This window comes from Sphingomonas paucimobilis NBRC 13935 (assembly GCF_000739895.2).
In the GTDB taxonomy this organism is placed as follows: domain Bacteria; phylum Pseudomonadota; class Alphaproteobacteria; order Sphingomonadales; family Sphingomonadaceae; genus Sphingomonas; species Sphingomonas paucimobilis.
Genome location: NZ_BBJS01000012.1, coordinates 61,360 through 83,849 on the forward strand (window position 1 = coordinate 61,360; position 22,490 = coordinate 83,849).

At 65.3% G+C, this 22,490-nt stretch carries 18 protein-coding genes; 11 read left to right on the plus strand and 7 right to left on the minus strand.

Features of this window, described 5'->3' with window-relative positions:
- The 9 genes from SP6_RS03670 to SP6_RS03710 all read left to right on the plus strand — a co-directional run bounded on the left by SP6_RS03670 (position 1) and on the right by SP6_RS03710 (position 9,297).
- Complete coding sequence (locus tag SP6_RS03670; protein WP_007404450.1) at positions 1–768, plus strand: phosphatidate cytidylyltransferase; 768 nt, start codon at positions 1–3, stop codon at positions 766–768.
- Positions 768–1,925: a 1-deoxy-D-xylulose-5-phosphate reductoisomerase gene (dxr, locus tag SP6_RS03675; protein ID WP_037568149.1), complete on the plus strand. Its 1,158-nt coding sequence runs from the start codon at positions 768–770 to the stop codon at positions 1,923–1,925. Before SP6_RS03670 ends, dxr begins: the two co-directional genes overlap by 1 nt.
- Positions 1,922–3,058 (plus strand): RIP metalloprotease RseP, encoded by a 1,137-nt coding sequence (gene rseP / locus SP6_RS03680; protein ID WP_007404282.1) that lies wholly within the window; start codon positions 1,922–1,924, stop codon positions 3,056–3,058. The genes dxr and rseP overlap by 4 nt, the downstream gene beginning before the upstream one ends.
- A 70-nt stretch (positions 3,059–3,128) precedes the next feature.
- A complete protein-coding gene (gene bamA, locus SP6_RS03685) occupies positions 3,129–5,861 on the plus strand; it encodes an outer membrane protein assembly factor BamA (RefSeq protein WP_037568150.1) in 2,733 nt (910 codons plus the stop codon).
- The gene (locus SP6_RS03690; protein WP_037568152.1) at positions 5,861–6,535 is read left to right on the plus strand and encodes an OmpH family outer membrane protein; all 675 of its coding nucleotides are present in this window, start codon (positions 5,861–5,863) and stop codon (positions 6,533–6,535) included. The genes bamA and SP6_RS03690 overlap by 1 nt, the downstream gene beginning before the upstream one ends.
- A gap of 32 nt (positions 6,536–6,567) precedes the next feature.
- The gene (gene fabZ, locus SP6_RS03695) at positions 6,568–7,017 is read left to right on the plus strand and encodes a 3-hydroxyacyl-ACP dehydratase FabZ (protein ID WP_037568154.1); all 450 of its coding nucleotides are present in this window, start codon (positions 6,568–6,570) and stop codon (positions 7,015–7,017) included.
- A gap of 110 nt (positions 7,018–7,127) precedes the next feature.
- The gene (rpmE, locus tag SP6_RS03700) at positions 7,128–7,358 is read left to right on the plus strand and encodes a 50S ribosomal protein L31 (protein ID WP_007404343.1); all 231 of its coding nucleotides are present in this window, start codon (positions 7,128–7,130) and stop codon (positions 7,356–7,358) included.
- A gap of 137 nt (positions 7,359–7,495) precedes the next feature.
- Entirely contained in the window at positions 7,496–7,810 is a 315-nt protein-coding gene (locus tag SP6_RS03705; protein ID WP_037568155.1) for a PilZ domain-containing protein, read from the plus strand.
- A gap of 83 nt (positions 7,811–7,893) precedes the next feature.
- On the plus strand, positions 7,894–9,297 hold the full coding sequence (locus SP6_RS03710; RefSeq protein WP_007404304.1) for an L-serine ammonia-lyase: 1,404 nt from the start codon (positions 7,894–7,896) through the stop codon (positions 9,295–9,297).
- Here SP6_RS03710 and SP6_RS03715 read toward each other — a convergent pair whose 3' ends face one another.
- The 5 genes from SP6_RS03715 to SP6_RS03735 form a co-directional block, all read right to left on the minus strand.
- Complete coding sequence (locus SP6_RS03715; protein WP_232252406.1) at positions 9,298–10,092, minus strand: ThuA domain-containing protein; 795 nt, start codon at positions 10,090–10,092, stop codon at positions 9,298–9,300. It lies immediately after the preceding gene.
- A 163-nt stretch (positions 10,093–10,255) separates the two neighbouring features.
- A complete protein-coding gene (locus SP6_RS03720; protein ID WP_007404393.1) occupies positions 10,256–11,812 on the minus strand; it encodes a DHA2 family efflux MFS transporter permease subunit in 1,557 nt (518 codons plus the stop codon).
- Entirely contained in the window at positions 11,812–12,981 is a 1,170-nt protein-coding gene (locus SP6_RS03725) for an HlyD family secretion protein (RefSeq protein WP_007404403.1), read from the minus strand. Before SP6_RS03725 ends, SP6_RS03720 begins: the two co-directional genes overlap by 1 nt.
- Positions 12,978–14,381: an efflux transporter outer membrane subunit gene (locus SP6_RS03730; protein ID WP_007404413.1), complete on the minus strand. Its 1,404-nt coding sequence runs from the start codon at positions 14,379–14,381 to the stop codon at positions 12,978–12,980. The genes SP6_RS03725 and SP6_RS03730 overlap by 4 nt, the downstream gene beginning before the upstream one ends.
- On the minus strand, positions 14,378–14,827 hold the full coding sequence (locus tag SP6_RS03735; RefSeq protein ID WP_232252405.1) for a MarR family winged helix-turn-helix transcriptional regulator: 450 nt from the start codon (positions 14,825–14,827) through the stop codon (positions 14,378–14,380). The genes SP6_RS03730 and SP6_RS03735 overlap by 4 nt, the downstream gene beginning before the upstream one ends.
- A gap of 148 nt (positions 14,828–14,975) precedes the next feature.
- Between SP6_RS03735 and SP6_RS03740 the strand changes: the two genes are divergently transcribed.
- A complete protein-coding gene (locus SP6_RS03740) occupies positions 14,976–16,523 on the plus strand; it encodes an alkaline phosphatase D family protein (protein WP_007404292.1) in 1,548 nt (515 codons plus the stop codon).
- 265 nt (positions 16,524–16,788) lie between these two features.
- Positions 16,789–18,927 (plus strand): TonB-dependent siderophore receptor, encoded by a 2,139-nt coding sequence (locus SP6_RS03745; RefSeq protein ID WP_007404332.1) that lies wholly within the window; start codon positions 16,789–16,791, stop codon positions 18,925–18,927.
- Between the two features lie 42 nt (positions 18,928–18,969).
- On the opposite strand, the gene SP6_RS03750 is transcribed toward SP6_RS03745, so the two are convergent.
- Both SP6_RS03750 and SP6_RS19970 read right to left on the minus strand, forming a co-directional pair.
- Positions 18,970–21,456, minus strand: a complete 2,487-nt coding sequence (locus SP6_RS03750) for a glycoside hydrolase family 9 protein (RefSeq protein WP_007404286.1) — start codon at positions 21,454–21,456, stop codon at positions 18,970–18,972.
- Between the two features lie 324 nt (positions 21,457–21,780).
- On the minus strand, positions 21,781–22,419 hold the full coding sequence (locus SP6_RS19970; RefSeq protein ID WP_007404279.1) for a tetratricopeptide repeat protein: 639 nt from the start codon (positions 22,417–22,419) through the stop codon (positions 21,781–21,783).
- Positions 22,420–22,490: the final 71 nt, after the last annotated feature.

Below are 22,490 nucleotides of genomic sequence, written 5' to 3' on the forward strand. Positions count from 1 at the left end.
ATGTCCAACCTGACCAAGCGGGTCTTGGCGAGCATTGTGATGATCGCGGTGGCCAGCCTGTGTCTGGCGCTCGGCGATCTGGCCTTCTGGCTGCTCGCGGTGGTCGTCGCGCTGTTCATGATGGCCGAATGGTCCGACCTGCTGAAGGTGGATCGTTCGCGCAAACGGCTGGCGCAGTTCACCCTGTCGGTACCTCTGGCGATCATGGCCCCCGGCCTGGCCGCCGGGCCGGGCTTCTTCGCGCTGGGCCTGATCGCGGCATCGTTCTTCTTTCTGACCATCATCTCGCGGCGGCCCGAATATGGCGCCGGTGCCCTCTATGTCGGTCTGCCCGTCCTGTCGCTGCTCGCTATTCGGCTGCACGAGGATGGGCTGGCATTGTCGCTCTGGGCGATGGCGTTGGTTTGGGCCTGTGACAGCGGCGCGTTCTTCGTTGGGCGGCAATTTGGCGGGCCCAAGCTCGCTCCCACGATCAGTCCGGCCAAGACCTGGTCCGGCCTGATCGGCGGCGTGGCGGCCGCGACCTTGCTCGCCATGGCGATGCGCTGGGCGCATGGTCTGCCGCTGCATCTGGTCGTGGCGACGCCGTTCCTGGCGGTATTGGCGCAGGGCGGCGATCTGTTCGAAAGCGCCCTCAAGCGGCGCGCCGGGGTCAAGGACAGCGGCAACGTCCTGCCCGGCCATGGCGGCGTGATGGACCGGCTGGACGGCATCGTGCCAGTCGCGCCGGTTGCCGCGCTTTTGATCTTCCTGCCGGACCTGTTCTGATGCGTAGCGTGACGATCCTGGGTGCTACCGGCTCGGTCGGCACCTCGACCCTGGATTTGGTCGAGCGCGAGCCGGACCGTTACTATGTCCGCGCACTGACCGCCAATTGCGACGTTGCCAAGCTGGCGGCGGCGGCGAGACGCACCAATGCCGAATTGGCGGTGGTGGCCGATGAAAGCTGTCTCCCAGACCTGCGTGAGGCCTTGGCCGGTACCGAGACCGGTGTGGCGGGTGGCCGCGCGGCGGTGATCGAGGCGGCGGCGATGCCGGTCGACTGGACCATGGGCGCGATCGTCGGTTGCGCGGGCCTCGAACCCGCCATGGCCGCGATCGCCAATGGCGGCACGGTGGTGCTGGCCAATAAGGAGCCCTTGGTCTCGGCAGGCGAGGTGGTGCTGGCTGCCGCGGCCCAGGCGGGCGCGACGCTGCTCCCGGCCGACAGCGAGCATAACGCCATTTATCAGTGCTTCGACTTCGCACGGCCCGAGCGGGTCCGCCGGATCGTGCTGACCGCCAGCGGTGGGCCGTTCCGGGAATGGTCGACAGAGGACATGCGCCGCGTCACGCCGGAGCAGGCGGTGGCGCATCCGAACTGGTCGATGGGCGCTAAGATCTCGGTCGACTCCGCGACGATGATGAACAAGGGGCTGGAACTGATCGAGGCCGCGCGGCTGTTCCCGGTCCCCTCCGATCGAATCGAGATCGTGCTGCATCCGCAATCGGTCATCCATTCGGCGGTCGATTATGTCGATGGCTCGATGCTGGCGCAGCTCGGGCCGTCGGACATGCGGGTGCCGATCGCGCATTGCCTGGCCTGGCCGGACCGGATGCCGACGCCGATGGCTCCGCTCGACCTCGTCGCGCTAGGAAGGATGGACTTTGATGCGCCCGATCCGGTGCGCTTCCCGGCCCTTCGACTCGCTCGGGCCGCGCTGGAAGCGGGCGGAGCAGCGCCGGCCATTCTGAACGCCGCCAATGAAGTCGCCGTGGCGGCTTTTCTTGCGCGTCGTATCGGCTTCCTCGAAATTGCCGCAATCGTCGAGGATGTTCTCCATCGCTACGACCCGGCCCCGCCGGAAACGCTGGACGCGGTGATCGCGATCGATGCGGAGGCGAGGGTCTTGGCGGGTGAGCGCGTAGAGGATTGCATCGTTTGATCGAAACCCCCGGCCTGTTGCTGACCATCCTGGCCTTTGTTTGTGCGCTCGGCCCGCTCGTGTTCGTTCACGAGATGGGGCATTATCTCGCCGGCCGCTGGTTCGGGGTGAAGGCGGATACGTTCTCGATCGGGTTCGGCCGGGAGATGGCCGGTTTCACCGACCGGCGCGGTACCCGGTGGAAGATCGGCTGGCTGCCGCTGGGCGGCTATGTGAAGTTCGCCGGCGACATGAACCCGGCCAGCCAGCCCGACGCGGCATGGTTGTCACTGCCGCCCGAGGAGCGCGCGCGGACATTCCAGGCCAAGCCCGTCTGGCAGCGCGCGATCATCGTCGCGGCGGGCCCGGCGATCAATTTCTTCGCCGCCATCCTGATCCTGGCCGGCTTTGCCTATGCTTATGGCGAAGTGGTGATCCCGCCGGTCGTCGGACAGGTGATGCCGGGCAGTGCGGCCGCCGCGACCAGCCTGAAGCCCGGCGACCGGGTCACCGCGATCGATGGCCGTGCGGTCACCGACTTTGCCGATATCGCCCGCTATGTGCAGATTCGCGCCGGTGAGCCGGTGACGATCGCCGCTACCCGGAACGGCACGCCCTTCACCACCTCCACCACGATCGGCAGCGAGCAGCAGCGCGATCGCTTCGGCAACCAGTATCGTGTCGGCCGCCTGGGCCTGCGCGGGGCGGGCACGATCGATGTCCAGCCGGTCAGCCTGTTGCGCGCGCCCGTGGTCGCGGTCGAGCGCACCGGCGAGATCGTCCGCATGATGGTCGAAACGCTGGGCCAGGTGATTTCGGGCCGCCGTTCGGTCAAGGAACTGGGCGGTCCCGTCTCGATCGCGAAGGTGTCGGGCGAGCAGATGTCGCTGGGTATCGACGCCTTTGTTTTCTTCGTGGCGCTGGTGTCCATCAATCTGGGGTTCATCAACCTGTTGCCAGTGCCGATGCTGGATGGCGGTCATCTTCTTTTCTATGCGATCGAAGCGGTGCGACGGCGTCCCCTGGAGCCGGTGGCTCAGGAATGGGCGTTTCGCGGCGGTTTGCTCGCAATCCTGGCCCTGATGCTCTTCGTGACGTTCAACGATCTGGGCAATTTGGGGCTCTGGAAGAATATCGCTGGCTTGATCGGGTGACGCCGATGGGGCAGGGCGCGAGAACGACAGGGGTCGGTTCGACTTTTCTGGGGTGGGTTTGGTGACAGCAATGACGGGTATGAAGACTGTGCGCGCGGGCGCCATGCTGCTGGCGGGCACGATGCTGTCGGGTGTTCCCGTCATGGCGCAGGTCGCGCCGGCCGGTGCCGCGCCGCAAACGACCGCGACCCCGGTGGTCGCGCCGGCACCGGTGCGGACGATCAAGACGCTGCGGGTCGAGGGCGCACAGCGCATCGAGCCGGAGACGGTGCTCTCCTATACCAAGCTGCGGGTGGGCATCCCCTACACGCCCGAAACGCTCGACCAGGCACTGAAGGACCTTCAGGCGTCGGAACTGTTCGCCGATTATTCGATCTCGGGCGTCGAGACCGGCGACATCGTCCTGCGCGTGCGCGAGAACCCGATCATCAACCGGGTGATCCTGGAGGGCAACAAGCGCCTGAAGGACGACAAGATCAAGAAGGAGATCAAGCTCGCGCCGAGGCAGATCTTCACCCGTACCGCCGTCCGCCAAGACGTGGCGCGTATCGTCGAACTCTATCGCCGCCAGGGCCGTTTCGGCGCGGTGGTCGAGCCGAAGATGGTCAATCTCGACCAGAACCGCGTCGATATCGTGTTCGAGATCAGCGAGGGGCCGAAGTCCAAGGTCCGCCAGATCAACATCATCGGCAACGAGAAATTCTCGGACGACGAACTGCGCGGTGCGATGTTCACTAAGCAGTCGCGCTGGTTCCGCTTCCTGTCCTCGGCGACCAGCTATGACCAGGATCGCCTGGCCGCTGACCAGCAGAAGCTGCGCCAATTCTATCTGACCAACGGCTATGCCGATTTCCGCGTGACCAGCGCGGTCGCCGAACTGACGCCGGACAAGAAGGACTTCATCATCACCTATGTGGTGGAGGAAGGTCCCCGCTACAAATTCGGTGATGTGAAGGTCGACAGCCAGATCCGCGACTTCGACAATGCCAAGCTCGCCGCCTCGCTGCCGATGAAGAAGGGCGACTGGTATAACGCCAAGCTGGTCGAGGATTCGATCGACAGCCTGAGCCAGACGGCGGGCCTGTTCGGTTACGCCTTCACCGATGTGAACCCCGACTTTCAGCGTGACAAGGACACGCTGACCATGTCGATCACGTTCAACATCGCCGAGGCGAAGCGCACCTATATCGAGCGCATCGACATCAACGGCAACACGCAGACGCAGGACAAGGTCGTCCGCCGCGAAATCCGTGTGGCCGAGGGCGACGCCTTCAACAGCTTCCAGGTCCGCCGCAGCCAGGATCGCATCAACTCGCTCGGCTATTTCCAGGAAAAGCTGGAGATCAAGCAGAACCCAGGCTCGACGCCCGACCGCATCGTGCTGGAAACCAATGTCGAGGAGCAGTCGACCGGCTCGCTCCAGCTGTCGGCAGGCTATTCGTCGCTCGAACGCTTCATCATCCAGGCGAACATCACCCAGCGCAATTTCCGCGGCAAGGGCCAGGAACTGCGCGCCGGCGTGAACTATTCGGCCTATTCCAAGTCGATCGAACTGGGCTTCACCGAACCCTATGTGTTCGACAAGAATATCGCGCTGGGTGTCGACGTATTCCGCCGCGACTTCAACTCGTTCAACTATCTCGGCACGACCCGCCAGACGACCTACAGCCAGGTATCGACCGGCTTCCAGGTCCGCGCCGGCGTGCCGCTGACCGAATATTGGTCGCTGTCGGGTCGCTATGGCCTCAGCTATGACGAGGTCGGCCTAGCGTCGTCCTTCTTCAACGCCGATGGCACTTGTAATTATCAGAGCGCGGGCCGCTATCTTTGCGACTCGATCGGCAATCGCTGGACCTCATCGGTCGGCTACTCGCTGATCTATGACAGCCTGAACAGCCGCCTGCGCCCGACCGCCGGCCATCGTTTCTCGTTCAGCCAGGACTTTGCCGGTTTGGGCGGCGACGTGAAGTACATCCGCACCCGTGCGGAAGGCGCCAAGTTCATGGGGCTGGGCAAGGGCTTCGTCTTCTCGGTGCTGGGCGAGGGCGGCTATATCCACTCGCTGGAGAAGAGCCGTGGCCCGGGCATCGATCCGGTCCGCATCGTCGACCGCTTCTATCTGGGCGAGCCGCAATTCCGTGGCTTCGACATTCGCGGCGTCGGTCCGCGCGTGCTGCGCATTCCCTATGTCATCGGGGCCGATGGCAGCCAGAGCAAGCAGACCGATCGCGATCAGATCGTCGACGACTCGCTGGGCGGCCGCGCTTATTATCTGGCGCGCGCCGAGCTCGAACTGCCTTTGGGCTCGGGGGCCCGCGAAATGGGCCTGCGCCCGAGCATCTATGTCCAGGCCGGCAGCCTGTGGGGTATTACCCGTCCGCTGCCCTCGCTCAACTTCCCGCAGGCGAAGGACGCCAACGGCAATCCGCTGTTCAACAAGGACGGCTCGCCGACGCTGGCGCCGGTCGCCGCGACCGACGGGCAGGGGCGTCCGATCTATGTCGTGCCGACCTCGACCACCGATCCCAATTCCGGCCTGCAGACGATCTGTCCGACCGGCTATGCGCCGCTGGGTAGCAGCACGGCCTGTTCCGGCTCGTCGGCCAACACCGCGCTCCAGAATACCAGCTATGCCATCGAGCAATTCTACGGCGGCACGTGGAAGCCGCGTGTGTCGATCGGTATCGGTGTGAACTGGAATTCACCATTTGGTCCGCTTCGCATCGACCTTGCCAAGGCATTGGTCACGCAAGCTGGCGACGACCCCAAGCTCATCACTTTCAACGTAGGGACGCAGTTCTGATGAAGACGATTTCCAAGCTCCTCCTCGCAGCGGCCCTGGTGGCTCCGGCCGCCACCGTCGCGACCAGCGCGCAGGCGCAGGTGAACGGCGTCGCCGTTGCCGATCCGCAGGGCGCGATCGCCGGTTCGCGTGCCTGGGCCGCTGCCCGCCAGCAGATCGAAACCACCTACAAGACCCAGCTCGACCAGGCCGAGACGCGCCGCACCGCGCTGACCCGCGAACTGGAGCCGCTGGTCCAGGCGTTCCAGACCGCGCGTTCGCAGCCCAATGCCAACCAGGCGACGCTGCGCACCCAGGCCGAGCAGATCGAAAGCCGCCAGCAGGCCGCCAATCAGGAACTGCAGCGCCTGACCCAGCCCGCCGTCCGTGCGCAGACCTATGCGGTCGAGCAGCTCCAGGCGCGTCTGGGCGAAGCGGTGCAGAACGCCGTTCGCGCCAAGAATGTCAGCCTGCTGGTCAGCCCGCAGGCGGTGCTGTTCATGCAGCCGACCGCCGACATCACGTCGGCCGTGACGGCGGAACTGGACAAGCTGGTCCCGACCGTCAGCATCACCCCGCCCGCCAACTGGCAGCCGGGTCAGGCCGGTCAGCAGGGTGCGGCGCCCGCCAACGCGCCGGCCCCCGCCGCGACCGCTCCGGCTGCCCCGGCGCGTCGTCAGAACAGCGGCCGGTAATAGCCGCCGTGACTGACGAAGCGAAGACCGTCATGGGCCCGATGGACGTTACGCGGGTCATGGCGGCGCTGCCGCACCGTTATCCGATGCTGCTGGTCGATCGTGTCGAGGAGATCATCCTCGACACCTCGATCCGCGCGGTGAAGGCGGTGACGATGAACGAGGGCTTTTTCCAGGGGCATTTCCCTGGCCGTCCGATCATGCCGGGCGTGCTGATCGTCGAGGCGCTGGCACAGGCCGCCGGCGTACTGGCGGTGGAAAGCCTGGGCCTCGCCGGTTCCGGCAAGCTCGTCTATTTCATGGCGATCGAAGGTGCCAAGTTCCGCAAGCCTGTGGAGCCGGGTGTCCTCCTCCATCTGGAGGTCGAGTTCGTCCAGAAGCGCTCGAGCGTGTGCAAGTTCGCCGGTGTGGCCATGATCGACGGCGTCGCGGTGGCGGAGGCGAATTTCACGGCGATGATCGCCGATCCGCCCAAGGCCTGACGATCCATCACGGTCGCCACGCCTGTTTTGACTAAAGGAGCGCGGTCCGCTATGGGCCGCGCTTTCCCGCTTTCAGGCTGGTCGGAACCAGCCATTTCCGGAGCAATATCATGAAGACCGATACGCACCCCGACTATCACATGATCAAGGTGCAGATGACCGACGGCACCGTGTTCGAAACCCGCTCGACCTGGGGCAAGGAAGGCGACACGATGCAGCTCGACATCGATCCGCTGGCGCACCCGGCCTGGACCGGCGGTCGTGGCCAGATGCTCGACACCGGCGGCCAGGTCGCGCGCTTCAACAAGCGTTTCGGTGGCGGTCTCACGCTCCGCAAGTAACGGATCGACACGCTTCCCGGCGTGGTCTCGACAAGGGCCCGGTGCTTCCTCGCGGAAGCGCCGGGCCTTTTCCATAAATCGTTGAGGATGCGCAATTCCTTAGCGATGTGTTAACCAGGCTGCTTTAGCATCAGGCCATGTTCGCTGCTGAATTCGAACCTTTGGAACCTCCCAGCCGCCGCCGGTCCCGGCGCGCAGCCGTGGCGGTCGAGGCCGAATATGAAAGCGACGGTCTGACCCGCGCGCTGTGCAAGGTGCTGGATATCTCGGCGCATGGCGCACGGCTCCAGACCTATACCGAGTTGCAATGCGGCATGACGATCGGTCTGCGACTGCCCAAGGTGGGGCAGGTGATCGCCCGAGTCGTCTGGGCAACCGATTTCGCCGCAGGTTGCCAGTTCCATACGCCGCTCGATCAGGAATCCTTCGCGATCCTCGCGCCTTTGGCCTGAGCGGCTCTTCCCATTGTAACGGGTGGTCAGCGCGCTGAGCATGAGCTAGTCATGCCGGGCAACTCGTAACAAATGGAACGATCTTGACACTGCCCGCCATCCCCGCCGCCCCGGCCCTCCGGGCGGACGACAGCATCGCCGCAGTCAGCGTGACCGAGCTTTTCACCATCGGCATTGGTCCGTCGAGCTCGCATACGGTGGGGCCGATGCGCGCGGCCAAGGCCTTTGCGAGAGAGATGCTCGACACCGGGCTGATCCCGGACCGGGTCCAGGCCGAGCTGTTCGGTTCGCTGTCGCTGACCGGGCGGGGGCACCATAGCGACCGCGCCGTACTGCTGGGGTTGGCGGGGGAAACGCCCGAGACGATCGATCCCGATGCGATCGAGACCATGCTGGCGGACATTCGCGACTCGGGGCGGATCATGCTCGACGGGCGGCATCCGCTGGCCTTCCATCACGAGGACGACCTGCTGTTTCGCCCAGGCTTCCTGCCGGCGCATCCCAACGGCATGGTGTTCACCGCTTTTCTGCCCGATGGTAGCGCGGTCGTCCGGCGCTTCTATTCCATCGGGGGCGGCGCGATCCGGATGGAAGGTGCCGAGCCGATGAAGACCAATCGGCGGCTGGCCCATCCTTTCGCCTCAGGCGCCGAATTGCTGGAACGGACGGCGGAGACGGGGCTGTCGATCGCTCAGCTGGTCCGCGCCAATGAGGCGGCGTGGCGGGATGACGCGGAGACGGATGGCTTTCTCGACCGCGTGCGCGATGCGATGGTGGGTGCGATCGAGCGGGGCTGTTCGGCTTCCGGCATCCTGCCGGGCGGGTTGAAGGTCCAGCGTCGCGCCCAGGCGATCAAGCAGAAGCTGGTCGATCGGGGGCCGCGTACCGACCCCAGCCTGGTGTTCGAATGGGTCAGCCTCTGGGCGCTGGCGGTCAACGAAGAGAATGCGGCTGGTGGCCGGGTCGTCACCGCGCCGACCAATGGGGCGGCCGGGGTCATTCCGGCGGTGTTGCGCTATTATGAGGCGTTCGTCCACGGCGCGACGCGCGACGGCGTCCGCACACTGTTGCTGACGGCGGCGGCGGTGGGGATGCTCTACAAGAAGCGGGCCTCCATCTCGGCGGCGGAGATGGGCTGTCAGGGTGAAGTGGGCGTGGCCTGTTCGATGGCGGCGGCCGGGCTGGCGGCGGCGCTCGGTGGCTCGCCCACGCAGGTCGAGAATGCCGCCGAAATCGGCATGGAGCATAATCTGGGGCTGACCTGCGACCCGATCGGCGGGCTGGTGCAGATCCCTTGTATCGAGCGCAATACCATGGGCGCTATCAAGGCGATCAACGCCGCCTATCTGGCGCTCCACGGTGACGGCAAGCACATCGTCAGCCTGGATCAGGTGATCGAGACGATGCGCCAGACCGGCGAGGACATGAAGTCGCAATATAAGGAAACCAGCCTCGGCGGCCTGGCGGTCAACGTCGTCGAATGCTGATCACTTCGCCGCGGCCCAACGGATCGCGTTGGTCAGGATGCGGCGATAGGCGGGATCGTCGTAAAGCTGTGGCTCATGGCCCAGCGCGGAATAGAAGACCCGCCCCTTGGAGTGCGGGTTGATCCACATGACGGGATGCTTGCCCATGGTGAGTTTCCCGCCGGGGCGATAACTGGCCTCGTCCACCTCGGCGAGCACGGTCATGCCGCGTGTCGCGGGGTTCCGGTCGAAGCTGTACCATTCGTCGCGGGCGAGCCAGGGCAGGGCGACGCCGGTCAGGACCGGATGGCGGGGCTGCACGGCGACGACCTTGGCCGTCTGGATATGGTCGGCGCCACCCGGATGGCCGATAAAGGTCGTGCCGATAATCGTGTCGCTATACCAGGGCTCCTTATGGCTATCGTCGCCGGCCGCATGGAGCGCGACGACACCGCCCCCACGCGCCACGAAGCGGGCGAAGGCGGCCTGCTGCTCGGGCGTCAGGAAATTGCCGCTGGCGCTGTTGAGGACGACCACCGAGAAGTGCGCCAGTTGCGCGTCGTTGAACACAGCGGCGTTTTCGGTCGTGAAGCTGGGGCGTCCGAGTTGGCGGCTGATGTCGGCGAGGACCGTATTGGAATGCGGTATATGCTCGATATGTCGCCAGCCATTAGTCTTGGACATGATCAGCACGCCGCGCTGGATATTGGCGGGGAGGGTGGGGGCGACGGTATCGACGATCTTCGACGGTAGATGCGGGTCGTAAGGCGCCTGCGCCACCGCGACCAGCGCCGTTATCATCAGCGTTTTCAGCATCATCCGTCTCCCTTTTTCGGGAGCGTAGCAAATCCTCCCCGGCACGGGGAGGGGGACCATGCGGAGCATGGTGGAGGGGGCTTCCTCATAGGGCATCCCTTTGCGGAAGCCCCCCTCCGTCAGGCTCGCGGCCTGCCAACTCCCGTACCGGGGAGGATAGTCATCAATCCGCCGCGATCGGGCCGTCATGCGGCTTGGGTCGCCGGGTGAACCAGGTCAGCGCTGCCAGCACGATGCACAGCCAGGCCGACACATAGAAGATGTCGGTTGAGGCGAGCAGATAGGCTTGGCCCACCATCTGCCGGGTGACGGCGGCGGCGGCCTGAACATCCGTCAGGCCAAGATGCCCGAGGCCGTTCTTTGCCATCTGCCATACCGGCCCTTGTCCGATTGCTTCGGACAGATGCGCCTGGTGCAGAGCCTCGCGCCGGTCCCACATCGTCGTGGTGAGCGAGGCGGCAAAGCTGCCCGCCGTGATACGCGCGAAGTTGGAGATGCCGGTGGCCGACGGGATCCGGGCCTGCGGCACACCGTCGAGCGCAATGGTCAGCATCGCCAGGAAGAAGGTGCTCATCGCGATCCCCTGCACCATCAGCGGCAGGACGAAGTCGCTGAAGCTCGCCTGGGTATTGAGCCCCGAGCGCATCCAATAGGACACGCCGAACGCGGCGAAGGCGATGGTCGCCATGATCCGCGCATCGACCTTGCCTGACAGCCGCGCGACGATGGGGGTCAGCACCACCGCTACTGCGCCGCTGGGGGCGGCGACGAGGCCCGCCCAGGTCGCGGTATAGCCGAGCTGTGTTTGCAGCCATAGCGGCAGCAACAGCGTATTGGCAAAGAACACCGCATAGCCGAGGCAGAAGGCGAGCGTCCCGATGCTGAAATTGCGTCCCTTGAACAGCGACAGGTCAACCGCCGGATTGGCGTCGGTCAACTCCCAGATCAGCCAGGCGATGAAACCGACGATCGCGATCACCGTCATCACGACGATCCGGGTCGAATGGAACCAGTCGTCATTCTTGCCCAGGTCGAGCATCATCTGAAGCGCACCGACCCAGACGACCAGCATGATCAGCCCGACCTTGTCGATTGGCAGGTTGCGGGTCGGCGTCTCACGGCTCGACAGCCCACGCCAGCACACGCCCGCACAGAAAAGGCCGACCGGCACGTTGATCAGGAAGATCCAGCTCCAGTGATAATTGTCGGAGATGTAGCCGCCTAGGATCGGCCCCATGATCGGCGCGACCAGCGTCGTCATCGACCAGATGCCGAGCGCGGTCGAGCGCTTTTGCGGTGGGAAGATGGAGATGAGCAGTGCCTGGCTGCCTGGGATCATCGGCCCCGACACGGCGCCCTGCAGCACGCGGAAGCCGATCAGCGAGGAAAGGTTCCACGCGATGCCGCACAGGAAGGAGGCGATGGTGAACAATAGCACCGAGACGCAGAAGGTGCGCACCACCCCGAACTTGCCCATCAGCCAGCCGGTCAGCGGCACCGCCACACCGTTGGCGACGGCAAAGGCGGTGACCACCCAGGTCGAATTGTCCGAACTGACGCCCAGATTGCCCGCGATGGTGGGCAGCGAGACGTTGGCGATGGTCGAATCGAGCACCTGCATGAAGGTGCCCAGCGCCAGCGCGAAGGCGACGAGCGCCAGCGCCGGACCTTTCAGCGGCGCCGGGCCTGCCCCCGCACCTTGGGAAGGGGCGCCGGCCATCAGCGATTGGCCGCGATGATCTGCGCGATCCGCGCCTCGACCGCGGGGTCGTTCGCATCGGTGGCGGGGGTGCGATAGGCCTGGGTCGCGGTGGTTCCGATACGCGGGCCGCGCTGGTCGGCGGTGTCGACCGTCACGGTCGCGGACAGGCCGACGCGCAAGGGATTCTGGCGCAGCTCATTGGCGTTCAGGCCGATCCGCACCGGCACGCGCTGGACGATCTTGATCCAGTTGCCGCTGGCATTCTGCGGGGGCAGGAGCGCGAAGGCGTTGCCGCTTCCCGCGCCCAGGCCGATGACCTTGCCATGATAGACGATCTTGCCGCCATACATGTCGGCGGTGATCGTCGCGGGCTGGCCGATGCGGATATCCTTGAGCTGGGTCTCGCGGAAATTGGCGTCGACCCACAGGCGATCGAGTGGCACCACCGCCATCAGCGGGGTTCCCGCCGCGACCTGCTGGCCCACCTGCACGGTGCGCTGGGCGACGACGCCGTCGATCGGGGCGATGATGTGCATATGGTTGCGGGTGATCGCGGCACGGCGATAAGCGGCGATGGCGGCCATCACGGCGGGGTTGTTCCCGACCTGCGTACCCTGCACGGCGGTCCGCGCCTGGGCAGCCTGCGCCCGCGCCAGGTTCAGATTGGCGGTCGCGACCTTCACCGCATCGGCGGCGTGCGAGAGTTCCTCCCCCGAGACCGCCCCTTCGGCGGCGGCGCCCCGGCGGCGGGCATAGTCGGACTGGGCGCGGGCCAGTTCGGCCTGGGCCTGGACGATCGCGGCGCCACTCTGGTTGACCTTGGTGAAGTCGGCACGGGTCGAGCGGACCGCCTGCGCCAACTGCGCGGCGGCGGAGGCGAGCCCGACATCGGCGGTGGCCGGGTCGAGGTCGAGCAGCGGCGCGCCGGCCTTCACCGTCTGGGTATTGTCGGCATGGATGGCCAGCACCGTGCCCGGATCGCGCGCGGTGATCGATACCACGTCACCCGCGACATAGGCGTCGTCGGTCTCCTCCTCGGGCTTGGCGAGCAGGAAGTGGAACACCGCCCACACGATCGCGGCCAGCACGACCACGATCACCAGGATGGTCAGCCCCATGCGGCGGGCCTTGGGCTTGCCCCCGATCGAGGATTGCATTGCGGGGGTGGCGGCTTCGGTGTCGCTCATTGCGTGATACCTTGCGAAGAAGAGGAGAACCCACCGCCCAGGGCGACAGCCAGCGCGATGCGCGCCTGGACCGCGTCGGCGGCGAGATTGATGTCGGCCTGCTCGGCCTCGAGCTGGCGGATGTCGGGATCGATCAGGCCGAGTTGTGATTGCAGACCGCTCGACACGCGAATGGCGTTCAGCCGGCGGGTTTCGGCCAGGCCGCGAACCACGTCACGCTGCCGGCTGCGCTCGGTGGCGATGGCCCGGCTGCGTGTCACGGCATCGGCCGCCTCGCGCACCGCGCCGACCACCCGGTCGTTATAATCGGCCGTCGCTAGATCCAGCGCGGCGGTCGCCCCTGCCAAGCCCGCGCGCAACCGGCCGCTATCGAAGATCGGCAGGTGGATGGCAGGTCCGGCACCGATCGTCCCGGCGTCAGCCGTGAGCAGATTGCCAAGCCCGACCGCCTGGAATCCTGCCAGCGCCATCAGATTGACATTGGGCAGGAACGCCTTGCGCGCCACCTCCTGCCCGGCATTGGCCGCCTCGATCCGGGTGAGCGCGGCGGCAATGTCTGGTCGGCGTGACAACAGGTCGGCCGGCACCGTCGCCGGCATGGGCAGCGCCGTGTCGAAGGTCAGGTGCGTCGGTGCGATCGTCGCGGGATAATCCAATCCGCGTCCGGCCAGCGCGGCCAGAGCGTTGCGCGACAGGGCGGCCTGCGCCTCGGCACGGGCGAGCGCCACCTGCGCCTGAGCCAGCAGCGTCTGGGCGCTGGTGGCATCCAGGCGGCTTGCGAGGTTGTTGCGGATACGCGCCTGGGTCAGCGACAGCGAATTGGTGCGCGTCGCGATGGTGCTGCGCGCGATCGCGGCCTGGCGTTCGGCGCGGGCGAGCTCGACATAGGTCTGTGTGACCGAACTGGCGATGGCCAGCCGTGCCGCCGTCACGTCGAGCGCCGCGGCGCGCGTGGAGGCGCGTGCCGCCTGGATCGCGGCGGCCTGTCGCCCGAACAGGTCGATCGTCCAGTTGAGATTGGCCTGTGCCTGACCCAGCCACTGGGTCGTGCCGGCAAAGGGCGGCGGGATCGTGTAGCGACCCGAGATGCGGCTATATTGCTCCTGCGCGTCCAGCGAGACATCGGGGCCATTGTCCGCGCGGCGGCTTGCCAGCACCGATTCCGCCTGTCGCACCCGCGCCAGCGCGACATCGAGCGACGGATTGCCCGACAGGGCGTCGGCGACGATCCGGTCGAGTTGCGCATCGCCCAGGCCACGCCACCATTCAACGGCGACCATTGGTGCCTGGGCATTGCCCAGGCCCAGCCGGTCGGGCGCGATGGGTGCGATGGCAGGATGCGTCTGCGGCACCGAACAGCCGGCCAGCAATAGGCCGATCGCAAGCGCGAACCGCTTCATGCCACCGTCTCCAGCTTGTTGCGCAGCCGCAGGAGATAATCGACAAATTGGTCGACATCCTCGGGCGCCCAGTCGGACAGCCAGATATTCCACTGTGCCACCACCTTCTCCTTGCAGCGATGCGCGACCGCGCGGCCATGGTCGGTCAAGGACAGCCGCACGACTCGCCGGTCGTCAGTGCAGCGGCACCGTTCGATCAGACCCAGTTCCTCCAGGGCATCGACGATCCGGGTCGTCGCGCCGGTATCGTGACAGAGATGGCGGGACAGCCCCGCCGCCGTGTGCTCCAGGCCGTACAGCAACGCCATCAGTGCGCTCCACTGCACATGGGTCACTTCTTCATTCTCGAAGACCGGCTCCATGCCGATGCGCGCGAGCTGATACGCGCGTTTGGTCAGATAGCCGACCGAGCGTTCGGGATCGAATTCGTCGGGATGCTGAGTCACCATATCGCTGCCTTGGCAATGGTTGCTTAAGCAGTCAATTCGTTCGTGGGATCATGACGTATTTGTCACGATGAGGCCGCCACTCCTGTCATCGTCAGGTAACATCATATCCTGTAAGCCATGATTTTGAGGGTTGGAGTATAGCCGAATGACCCTGTTCACCCGTCGCCATGTGCTGGGCAGTGCCATCATGCTCGGCGCCGCGCCGGCGATATTGCGGGCGCAACAGCTTTTTGCGGCCTATCCGTTTCGACTGGGGGTGGCGGCGGGTGATCCGGCGGCGGACGGCTTCGTCATCTGGACGCGGTTAGCCCCCGATCCGCTGGCCGAGCATGGCGGGATGCCGATGGCGCCGATCGAGGTCGAGTGGCAGGTCGCCCGGGACGAATGGATGCGCGATGTAGTTGCCAAGGGGACGGCGCTGGCGCGCCCCGAGCTGGCGCATTCGGTCCATGTCGATGTGAACGGTCTCGAGCCAGCGCGGCCCTATTGGTATCGGTTCCAGATCGGCGGCGAGCGTTCAGCCCGGGGCATGGCGCGTACCTTGCCGCCTGCGGGGACGCCGCTGGACCGGTTGCGCTTCGCCGTTGTCGGATGCCAGGATTATCAAGCTGGCCTCTATACCGCCTATCGGCATATGGCTGAGGAGGCGCCGGACTTCGTCTTCCATTATGGCGATTACATTTATGAGGATCGCGATTCCCCGCTGGCCTTCGGCTATGATGGCAAGCTGCGGCGTTTCGTGCGCGAGCATGTCGGGCAGAAGCTATACGACCTTGCCGATTATCGTCGCCGCTATGCCCAGTATAAGATGGACACTGATCTCCAAGCCGCGCACGCCGCCGCCGCCTGGTTCCCGACCTTCGACGATCACGAGGTCGAGAATAACTGGGTCGGCCTGATCGATCAGGAACAGACCCCTTCCGAGGACTTCGCACTCCGCCGCGCCATGGCGCTCCAGGCTTGGTATGAGCATGTGCCGGTGCGGCGCGCCTCCATGCCGACGCCATCGGGGATTACCGCCTATCGCCGTGCGCGGATCGGCGATCTGCTCGACCTGCATCTGCTCGACACCCGCACCTTCCGGAGCGACCAGCCCTGCGATGACGGCTTCAAGCCCGTCTGCGCCGGCGTGCGCGATCCGGCGGCCCAGGTGCTGGGGGCGGCGCAGGAGAAGTGGCTGGCGGCCAATCTGGCGCAAGGCAAGGCGCGGTGGAATGCGATCGCCCAGCAGGTGATGGTCATGCCGCTGGATCGCCGGACCGACGACGCGCCGGCGGCGATCCGTAATATGGACAGTTGGGGCGGCTATGATGCGCCGCGCGAAAGGCTGCTGGCGATGCTGGGAGGACGCAATGCGGTGGTGCTGACCGGCGACGAGCATCAGACCTTCGCGGGCGAGTTGCGGAGCAATGGCGGCAACGGCCCGGCCAAGGCGGTCGAGTTCGTTACGACCTCGATCTCGTCCGGAGGGGACGGCGCGGATGTCCGGAAGGGCAATGACCGGATCATGGCGGACAATCCCTATCTGAAATATACGGCCGACCGGCGCGGCTATTCCATATGCGAGGTCGGCCGCGATGCCTGGCAGACGCGGTTTCGCGCGTTGCGTAGCGTATCGACGCCCGATGCGCCGGTCGTGACGCTGGCCACCGCCACGGTGGCGGCGGGAGAGCCGAAGCTATCGATCGGGTAGGGGCGAGTATTGTCTTAGCGACCCGCGACTGAAAGCCTTTGTCAAGAGCGCAGCGAAGCCATCCGGAACGCATCTGCCGCATTCTAGATAGCTTCGCCGTGCTCAAATGACGGAGTGGTCTGGCGACACGGCAAGGATTTCGGATGCTTCAAAGACTGCAAAAGTCACGATCGTCAGAGCATAATTATGCGATTGATTATCATTATTGCTATCATTAAAGCCGCTGCCCAACGCCCATCGGGCGAGGGACATCAGCGGAGGAAATATGAAGCGCAGTCTGGTCACTGGCCTGCTGTCCGGTGTCGCATCGGCCGTGATCGGTTCGCCGGCCCATGCCGTGGACACGACCCCGGCCAACGATCCGCAGCGGGACAATGACATCGTCGTCACCGGTGCCCGCGTCGCGCAGGCGGGGGATCAGCAAAGCGCTTCGCCGACCGGCCTGTCGCTGTCGCTGCGCGAAACGCCGCAGTCGGTGACGGTGATCGACCGTCAGCGGATCGAGGATTTCGCGCTGACCAATGTCCAGGACCTGTTGACCCAGACGGTCGGCATCAATGTCGAGCGGACCGAGACCGACCGGACGGAGTTCAACTCGCGCGGATTCGACATCACCAATTTCCAGTTCGACGGCATCGGCCTGCCGCTATTCTACAGCATCCAGACCAGCGACCTGGACACCGTGCTGTTCGACCGGGTCGAGGCGGTGCGCGGTGCGAACGCGATCATGACCGGGGTCGGCAATCCGTCCGCGACGATCAACTTCTTGCGCAAGCGGCCGACGACCGGCTTCCAGGCCAATGGCTCGGCCTATCTCGGCTCGTTCAACATGTGGCGGCTGGAAGGCGATGTCTCGGGGCCGTTGACGACGAACGGTGCGCTGCGGGCGCGCGTGATCGGCGCGCATGAGGAGCGCGACAGCTATCTCGACTATAACCACGTCAATCGCGACGTGATGGCGGGGCTGCTCGCCTGGGACGTGACCCCGGCGCTGACCGCGACGCTCGGCTATTCGCGACAGGACAATCGTTCGCGCGGGGTGCTTTGGGGCGCGTTGCCGCTGACCTATTCGGACGGGACGCGGATCGATTACGCCCGCTCGGCTTCGACCTCGGCCGACTGGACCTATTGGAACACCATCGACCAGACCGCCTTTGGCGAGTTGGCGTGGAAGCCGGGCGGCGACTGGGCGGTGCGCGGTGTCGTCACCTATCGCCGGTTCGAGGAAAGCGCGCGGCTGCTCTATGCCTTTGGCCTGCCCAACCGGACGACCGGGCGGGGCATGCAGGGGCAGACCGGGCGGTACGACTCCAACTACGACCAGCTCTTGTTCGACGGTTATGCCTCGGGCAGCGTGTCGCTGTTCGGGCGCGATCACCAGCTGGCCTTCGGCGTGTCAAACGGACGTTCGGACGGCGAGCAATATGCCGGCAACGGCCTTGCCCTTGTCGACTATGGCGATGTTCGCGACCTGGCCAATTTCCGCGCGCCGCAGATCGGCTATACGCCGATGGCGCAACGGGCGGACACGCGCGACCTGCTCACCCGCGCGTACGGCGCGATGCATCTGAACCTGACCGACCGGCTGAAGAGCGTGGTCGGCGCGACCGCGATCTGGCTGAAGAGCTCCGGCCTGTCCTATGACGTGGACCAGTCGCGCAAGAACAGCCGGGTCAGCCCCTATGTCGGTCTGCTCTACGACCTGACCCAGCATCTGACCGCCTATGCCAGTTATACCAACATCTTCAATCCGCAGAGCGAGGTCGACATCACCAACCGCCGCCTCGACCCCGCCAGCGGCACGAGCATCGAGGCGGGCCTGAAGGGCGAATGGTTGAATGGCCGGCTCTACGGTTCGGCGGCGGTGTTCCGGGCGAAGCAAAAGGGGCTCGCGCTCTTCGCCGGGCAGTTCAACGGCACCAACGGGCCCTTGGGCAACAGCTATTATACCGGGCAGGATTCGGTCTCGAAGGGGTTCGAGCTGGAGGTTTCCGGGCGGATGACCGACCGCTGGCTGGTTTCGGGCGGCTTCACCCATCTCCAGATCGAGGATGGCAACGGCACCCGTGCGCGCCCCTTCATCCCGCGCGACACCTTCAAGCTGGCCGCCACCTATAGCATCGAGCAGTTGAACGACCTGAAGCTGGGCGGCCAGTTCCGCTATCAGAGCCGGATCAGCAACGATAGCGGCGCGTTCAACGCGGCCGGGCAGGCGATCCCGGTTGTGCAGGACGCCTATGCCACGCTCGACCTGCTGGGCAGCATCCGGCTGATCGATCATGTCCGCGCCAGCGTGAACCTGCGCAACGTGACCAATGCGAAATATCTCGGCACGTTGAAATACGGCCAGGCCTTCTACGCCGCGCCACGCAGCATCATGGCGACCCTGCGCTTCGACTACTGAAAGGGACGGGGCGAGACGATGCCGTCTCGCCCCGCTGCCTGATTAGCGATCTTCCTTCGTCGCCTCGATCGCGGCGTTGGCGGCCAAGATATAGGCCGAGGTGGTCGCGACCGTATATTCGTTCTCGAACCACAGAAACGGCCAGTCGGTCTTCAACTCGGGGAAGTCGGGCTTCACGATCAGCACGCCCGGCACCAGCCCGCCTGGGATGAAGCCATAATCGGCACGGTTATGGCCATAGCCGACCAGCTTGGACGCGGTGCCCACGGTGGAGACCAGGGACAGATTGTTCGCCGGATGCCGCCCGAGCACATAGTCAATCGCGTTCAGCGTATAGTCGGTGCCGATGATCTCCGGAAACGCCTTGTGCATCAGGAACATGGTCGATCCGAACTCGACCACCTGATGCGATCCGGCCCAATTGGCCTCGCTGATCGGCACACCGAAGGGGTTCTTGCCGACTTCCGCATCCATTTTCGCTTTGGCCTGGCGGACCAGGGGCACCAGCGCGGCGCGGTATTTTGCATCCATATAGGGAATGGCGCGGATCGCCGAGGCGCCGACCCAGGCGAAGCTCTTGGTGATCACCGGCATCAGGCTGCGCAGCCGGTCGGCATACACCTTGTCGCCCTTGCTGGTGATCAGCAGTTCGACCGTCGCGCCGACATTGGCGCCGTCCGCCGACCAGGGCGAACCGGAATCGTCGCGGCCGTCGCCCGCCTTGATCTTCCCCTTTTGCTGGCGAGCCCATAGCGTCTTGGCGGCCTCCAGCGCTTCGGCGGCCATGGCGGGATCGCTGTCGGCGAGCGAGCGGGACGCGGCGGCGAGCGCGCCCGCCACCGCCAGATTGTTGGCGGGCAGATCGGTGGTGAAGGCCCAGCGATCATCCTGGGCCCCCGACGACCCGCCCTTGCGCTCGCTGGCCCCCAGCGCGGCGTCATAGGTCAGATTGTCGGTCTGCGATCCCGCATCGCCCAGATGGGCATATTGGCGCTGGACCGGATCGATGATGCCGACGATCGCATGGCCGAACACCTTGTACTGGGCGAGCAGTTGCAGCACACCGTGGCGGATTTGCTGGATCGCGTCCTGCTTGCCGTCGGGCTTGCGGATTTCGACCGCGCGAGCGGCCTCGTCCACGCTCGTCTCGTCCCAGTCGAGGCCATAGAGTTCGCGCCCCCAGACGAGATCGCGGACGACGGCGGCGTTTTGCGGCGTCTGGATGTCGTAGTCGCCGGCATCCTGGAACCCGCCGACATTCAGGCCGGGGATATGCTCGCCGGGCTTGAAGGGGGAGTCGAGGTTCGGCCCCATCTTATAGCCATCGAAATGGACATGGTTGGGCGGCGCCTGGCGGGCATCGTCCAGATGCGAGGGCGCGGACCAGACGCGATATTGCTCGCGAATGCCGACATGGTCCATCTGCTCGGCGATGAATGTGTCGAGCGAGGTCTGCCAGATCCGGTCATAGGCGTCGGCGGCGATGCGGAACGGGTTGGTGACCTGTCCGCCGTAAGCGATGGCATAGACGCCAGGCTCGCGCACATTCGAGAAGTCGAACGCGGCATAATTGTAGCGCATCCAGCGCCCGCGCGAGGTGACGGGCGCGCGCAACACCGATTGCCGGGTGCCGTCGGCGGCGAGCTTGACCAGTTCCGCCTCGGCAGGGGCGGTCCCGTGCGGATCGGTCTCGATCAGCGCGATCTTGGGGCGGCCAGGGGTATAGCCCGCCTGGTTGAACGATACGACCGGCGGGCGGACCCAGTTCTTCACGATATTGGGACGGACATGCCAGACGACGGCATTCTCCCTGGCCCCGACCGCGATCTGCGAGCGGACGACGAACCAGCCATTTTGCGCCCGGTTGCGCGCGTCATAGAGCTCGAGCGCACCGGCGTCCGAGGTGATGGTGACGCGGGTGAGCGGGTCTTCGGGCGAAAGCGTGATCGACTTGCCGCCCGCCGCCAGCGGCATGGGATCGCCCGAGCCATCCTTGGCCATCGGTCCGGTCGCATGGCGCGGGAAAAGGCCGGGCGCCGTATCCATCAGATAGGTCTTGCCGAAATAGCTGGTCGGCAGGAAATCCAGGTTGAACCCAGCCTTTCCCGCCAGGCTGGCGGGGAGCGGCTGGTCGAGGTCGACCGCGATGCGAAAGCCGTCGCCCTCGGCGGTGACCTTCACCTTATAGTTCAGCCCGACATCCTTATAGGCGGATCGGACCACGATCTGATTGGCCTCAGGCCCGCGGGTGCGGCCGAGAAAGGCGGGGACGGGGTCCCATTGCTCGGGTGTGCGGTTGAGTCGGACCGCGCCGTCGGTGGCGATCCGTTCGCCATGCAGCACGATCTGGATGCCGGCATTCTTCTCATCGAAGAAGATCGGACTGAATTGATTCTGGTCGACCATCACGGTCAGCCCTTGAGTCTCCAGCGTTTCGGCCGGCGTGACCGTCAGCGATTGGGCCAGGGCATGGGCGCTGGCCAACAGGCTGGCCGACGTCAACAAGGTAAACCCTATCCGTTTCAGCATTACCCCTCCTTGTACGCGATAGCGCTATCATTTTTATAGGCGGGAACGGCGCAAAAAAGCTTGGCGCCTAACGCTTCGCCAACCCACCTATACGGGGCGGCTACCGCCTCCGATAACGGTCAATCTGGGCCGAAATTTTGGATTAAACAATGAAAAAATAGGGGTTTGCTTTAGATCAACGTCAGCGGTCCGGCTATGGCAGGGGCCAGAAGAGAGGCCATCGGTATACCGCTCACATGAGACGATTGGCGGCAGATCATGGAAGACATGAAAAAGGGCACGGACGGATGACCGCCCGCGCCCTTTTGGCCAATCAGGATTCGATCAGGACTTGGTGGACTTGTAACGCGGCTGGGCGCGGCCGGCCTCGTCGGCGGCCTGACGGATCAACTGGATGTTACGCTTGATCGAGGCGGCAAGGGTGGAGCGGATCGCCTCGTCGGCGTCCGAGCCGGCCGGCACTTCGCGCAGCAGTTGCAGCCATTCGCCGATCGCCTCGTCATGCTGACCCTTGAAGTCCTTCTCCATCGCGAAATAGAAGCGCGCCCGCGCGTCGCGCGGATCGAGCGCCAAGGCCTTGCGGAAAGCATCGGCGGCCTGCGGGGGCAGGTTGACGTCGCTCGACTTCGTCGTCTGCATCAGCGTTTCGCCCAATGCCGACCAGGCCGTCGACTGGTTGGGATCGATCGCCAGCGAGGCGCGATAGGCCGTCGCCGCCTCGTCGAAGCGGCGCTTGGCGAGGAGCGCGTCGCCGAGCTGCTTCTGCGCGGCGGCGTCGCCCGGTGCCTTGGCGGCGGCGGCCTTGGCGACCGTCGGATCGGCGGCGGGAGTGGGGCGTTCGACAAAAACCGGCGTCACGACCGGCTTATCCGCCGGACGTCGCAGCAGCGCCATCGCGATGAAGGCCAGAACGGCCAAGACGAGCACGATGCCCGCGATGACGAAGAATTTACGCCGTTTCATTGATCGATCCCTGCTCATTGGTCGGCAAAGCCTATCCTGCGATTCGCCTTGCCATAGCGTAAAAGGGGGAA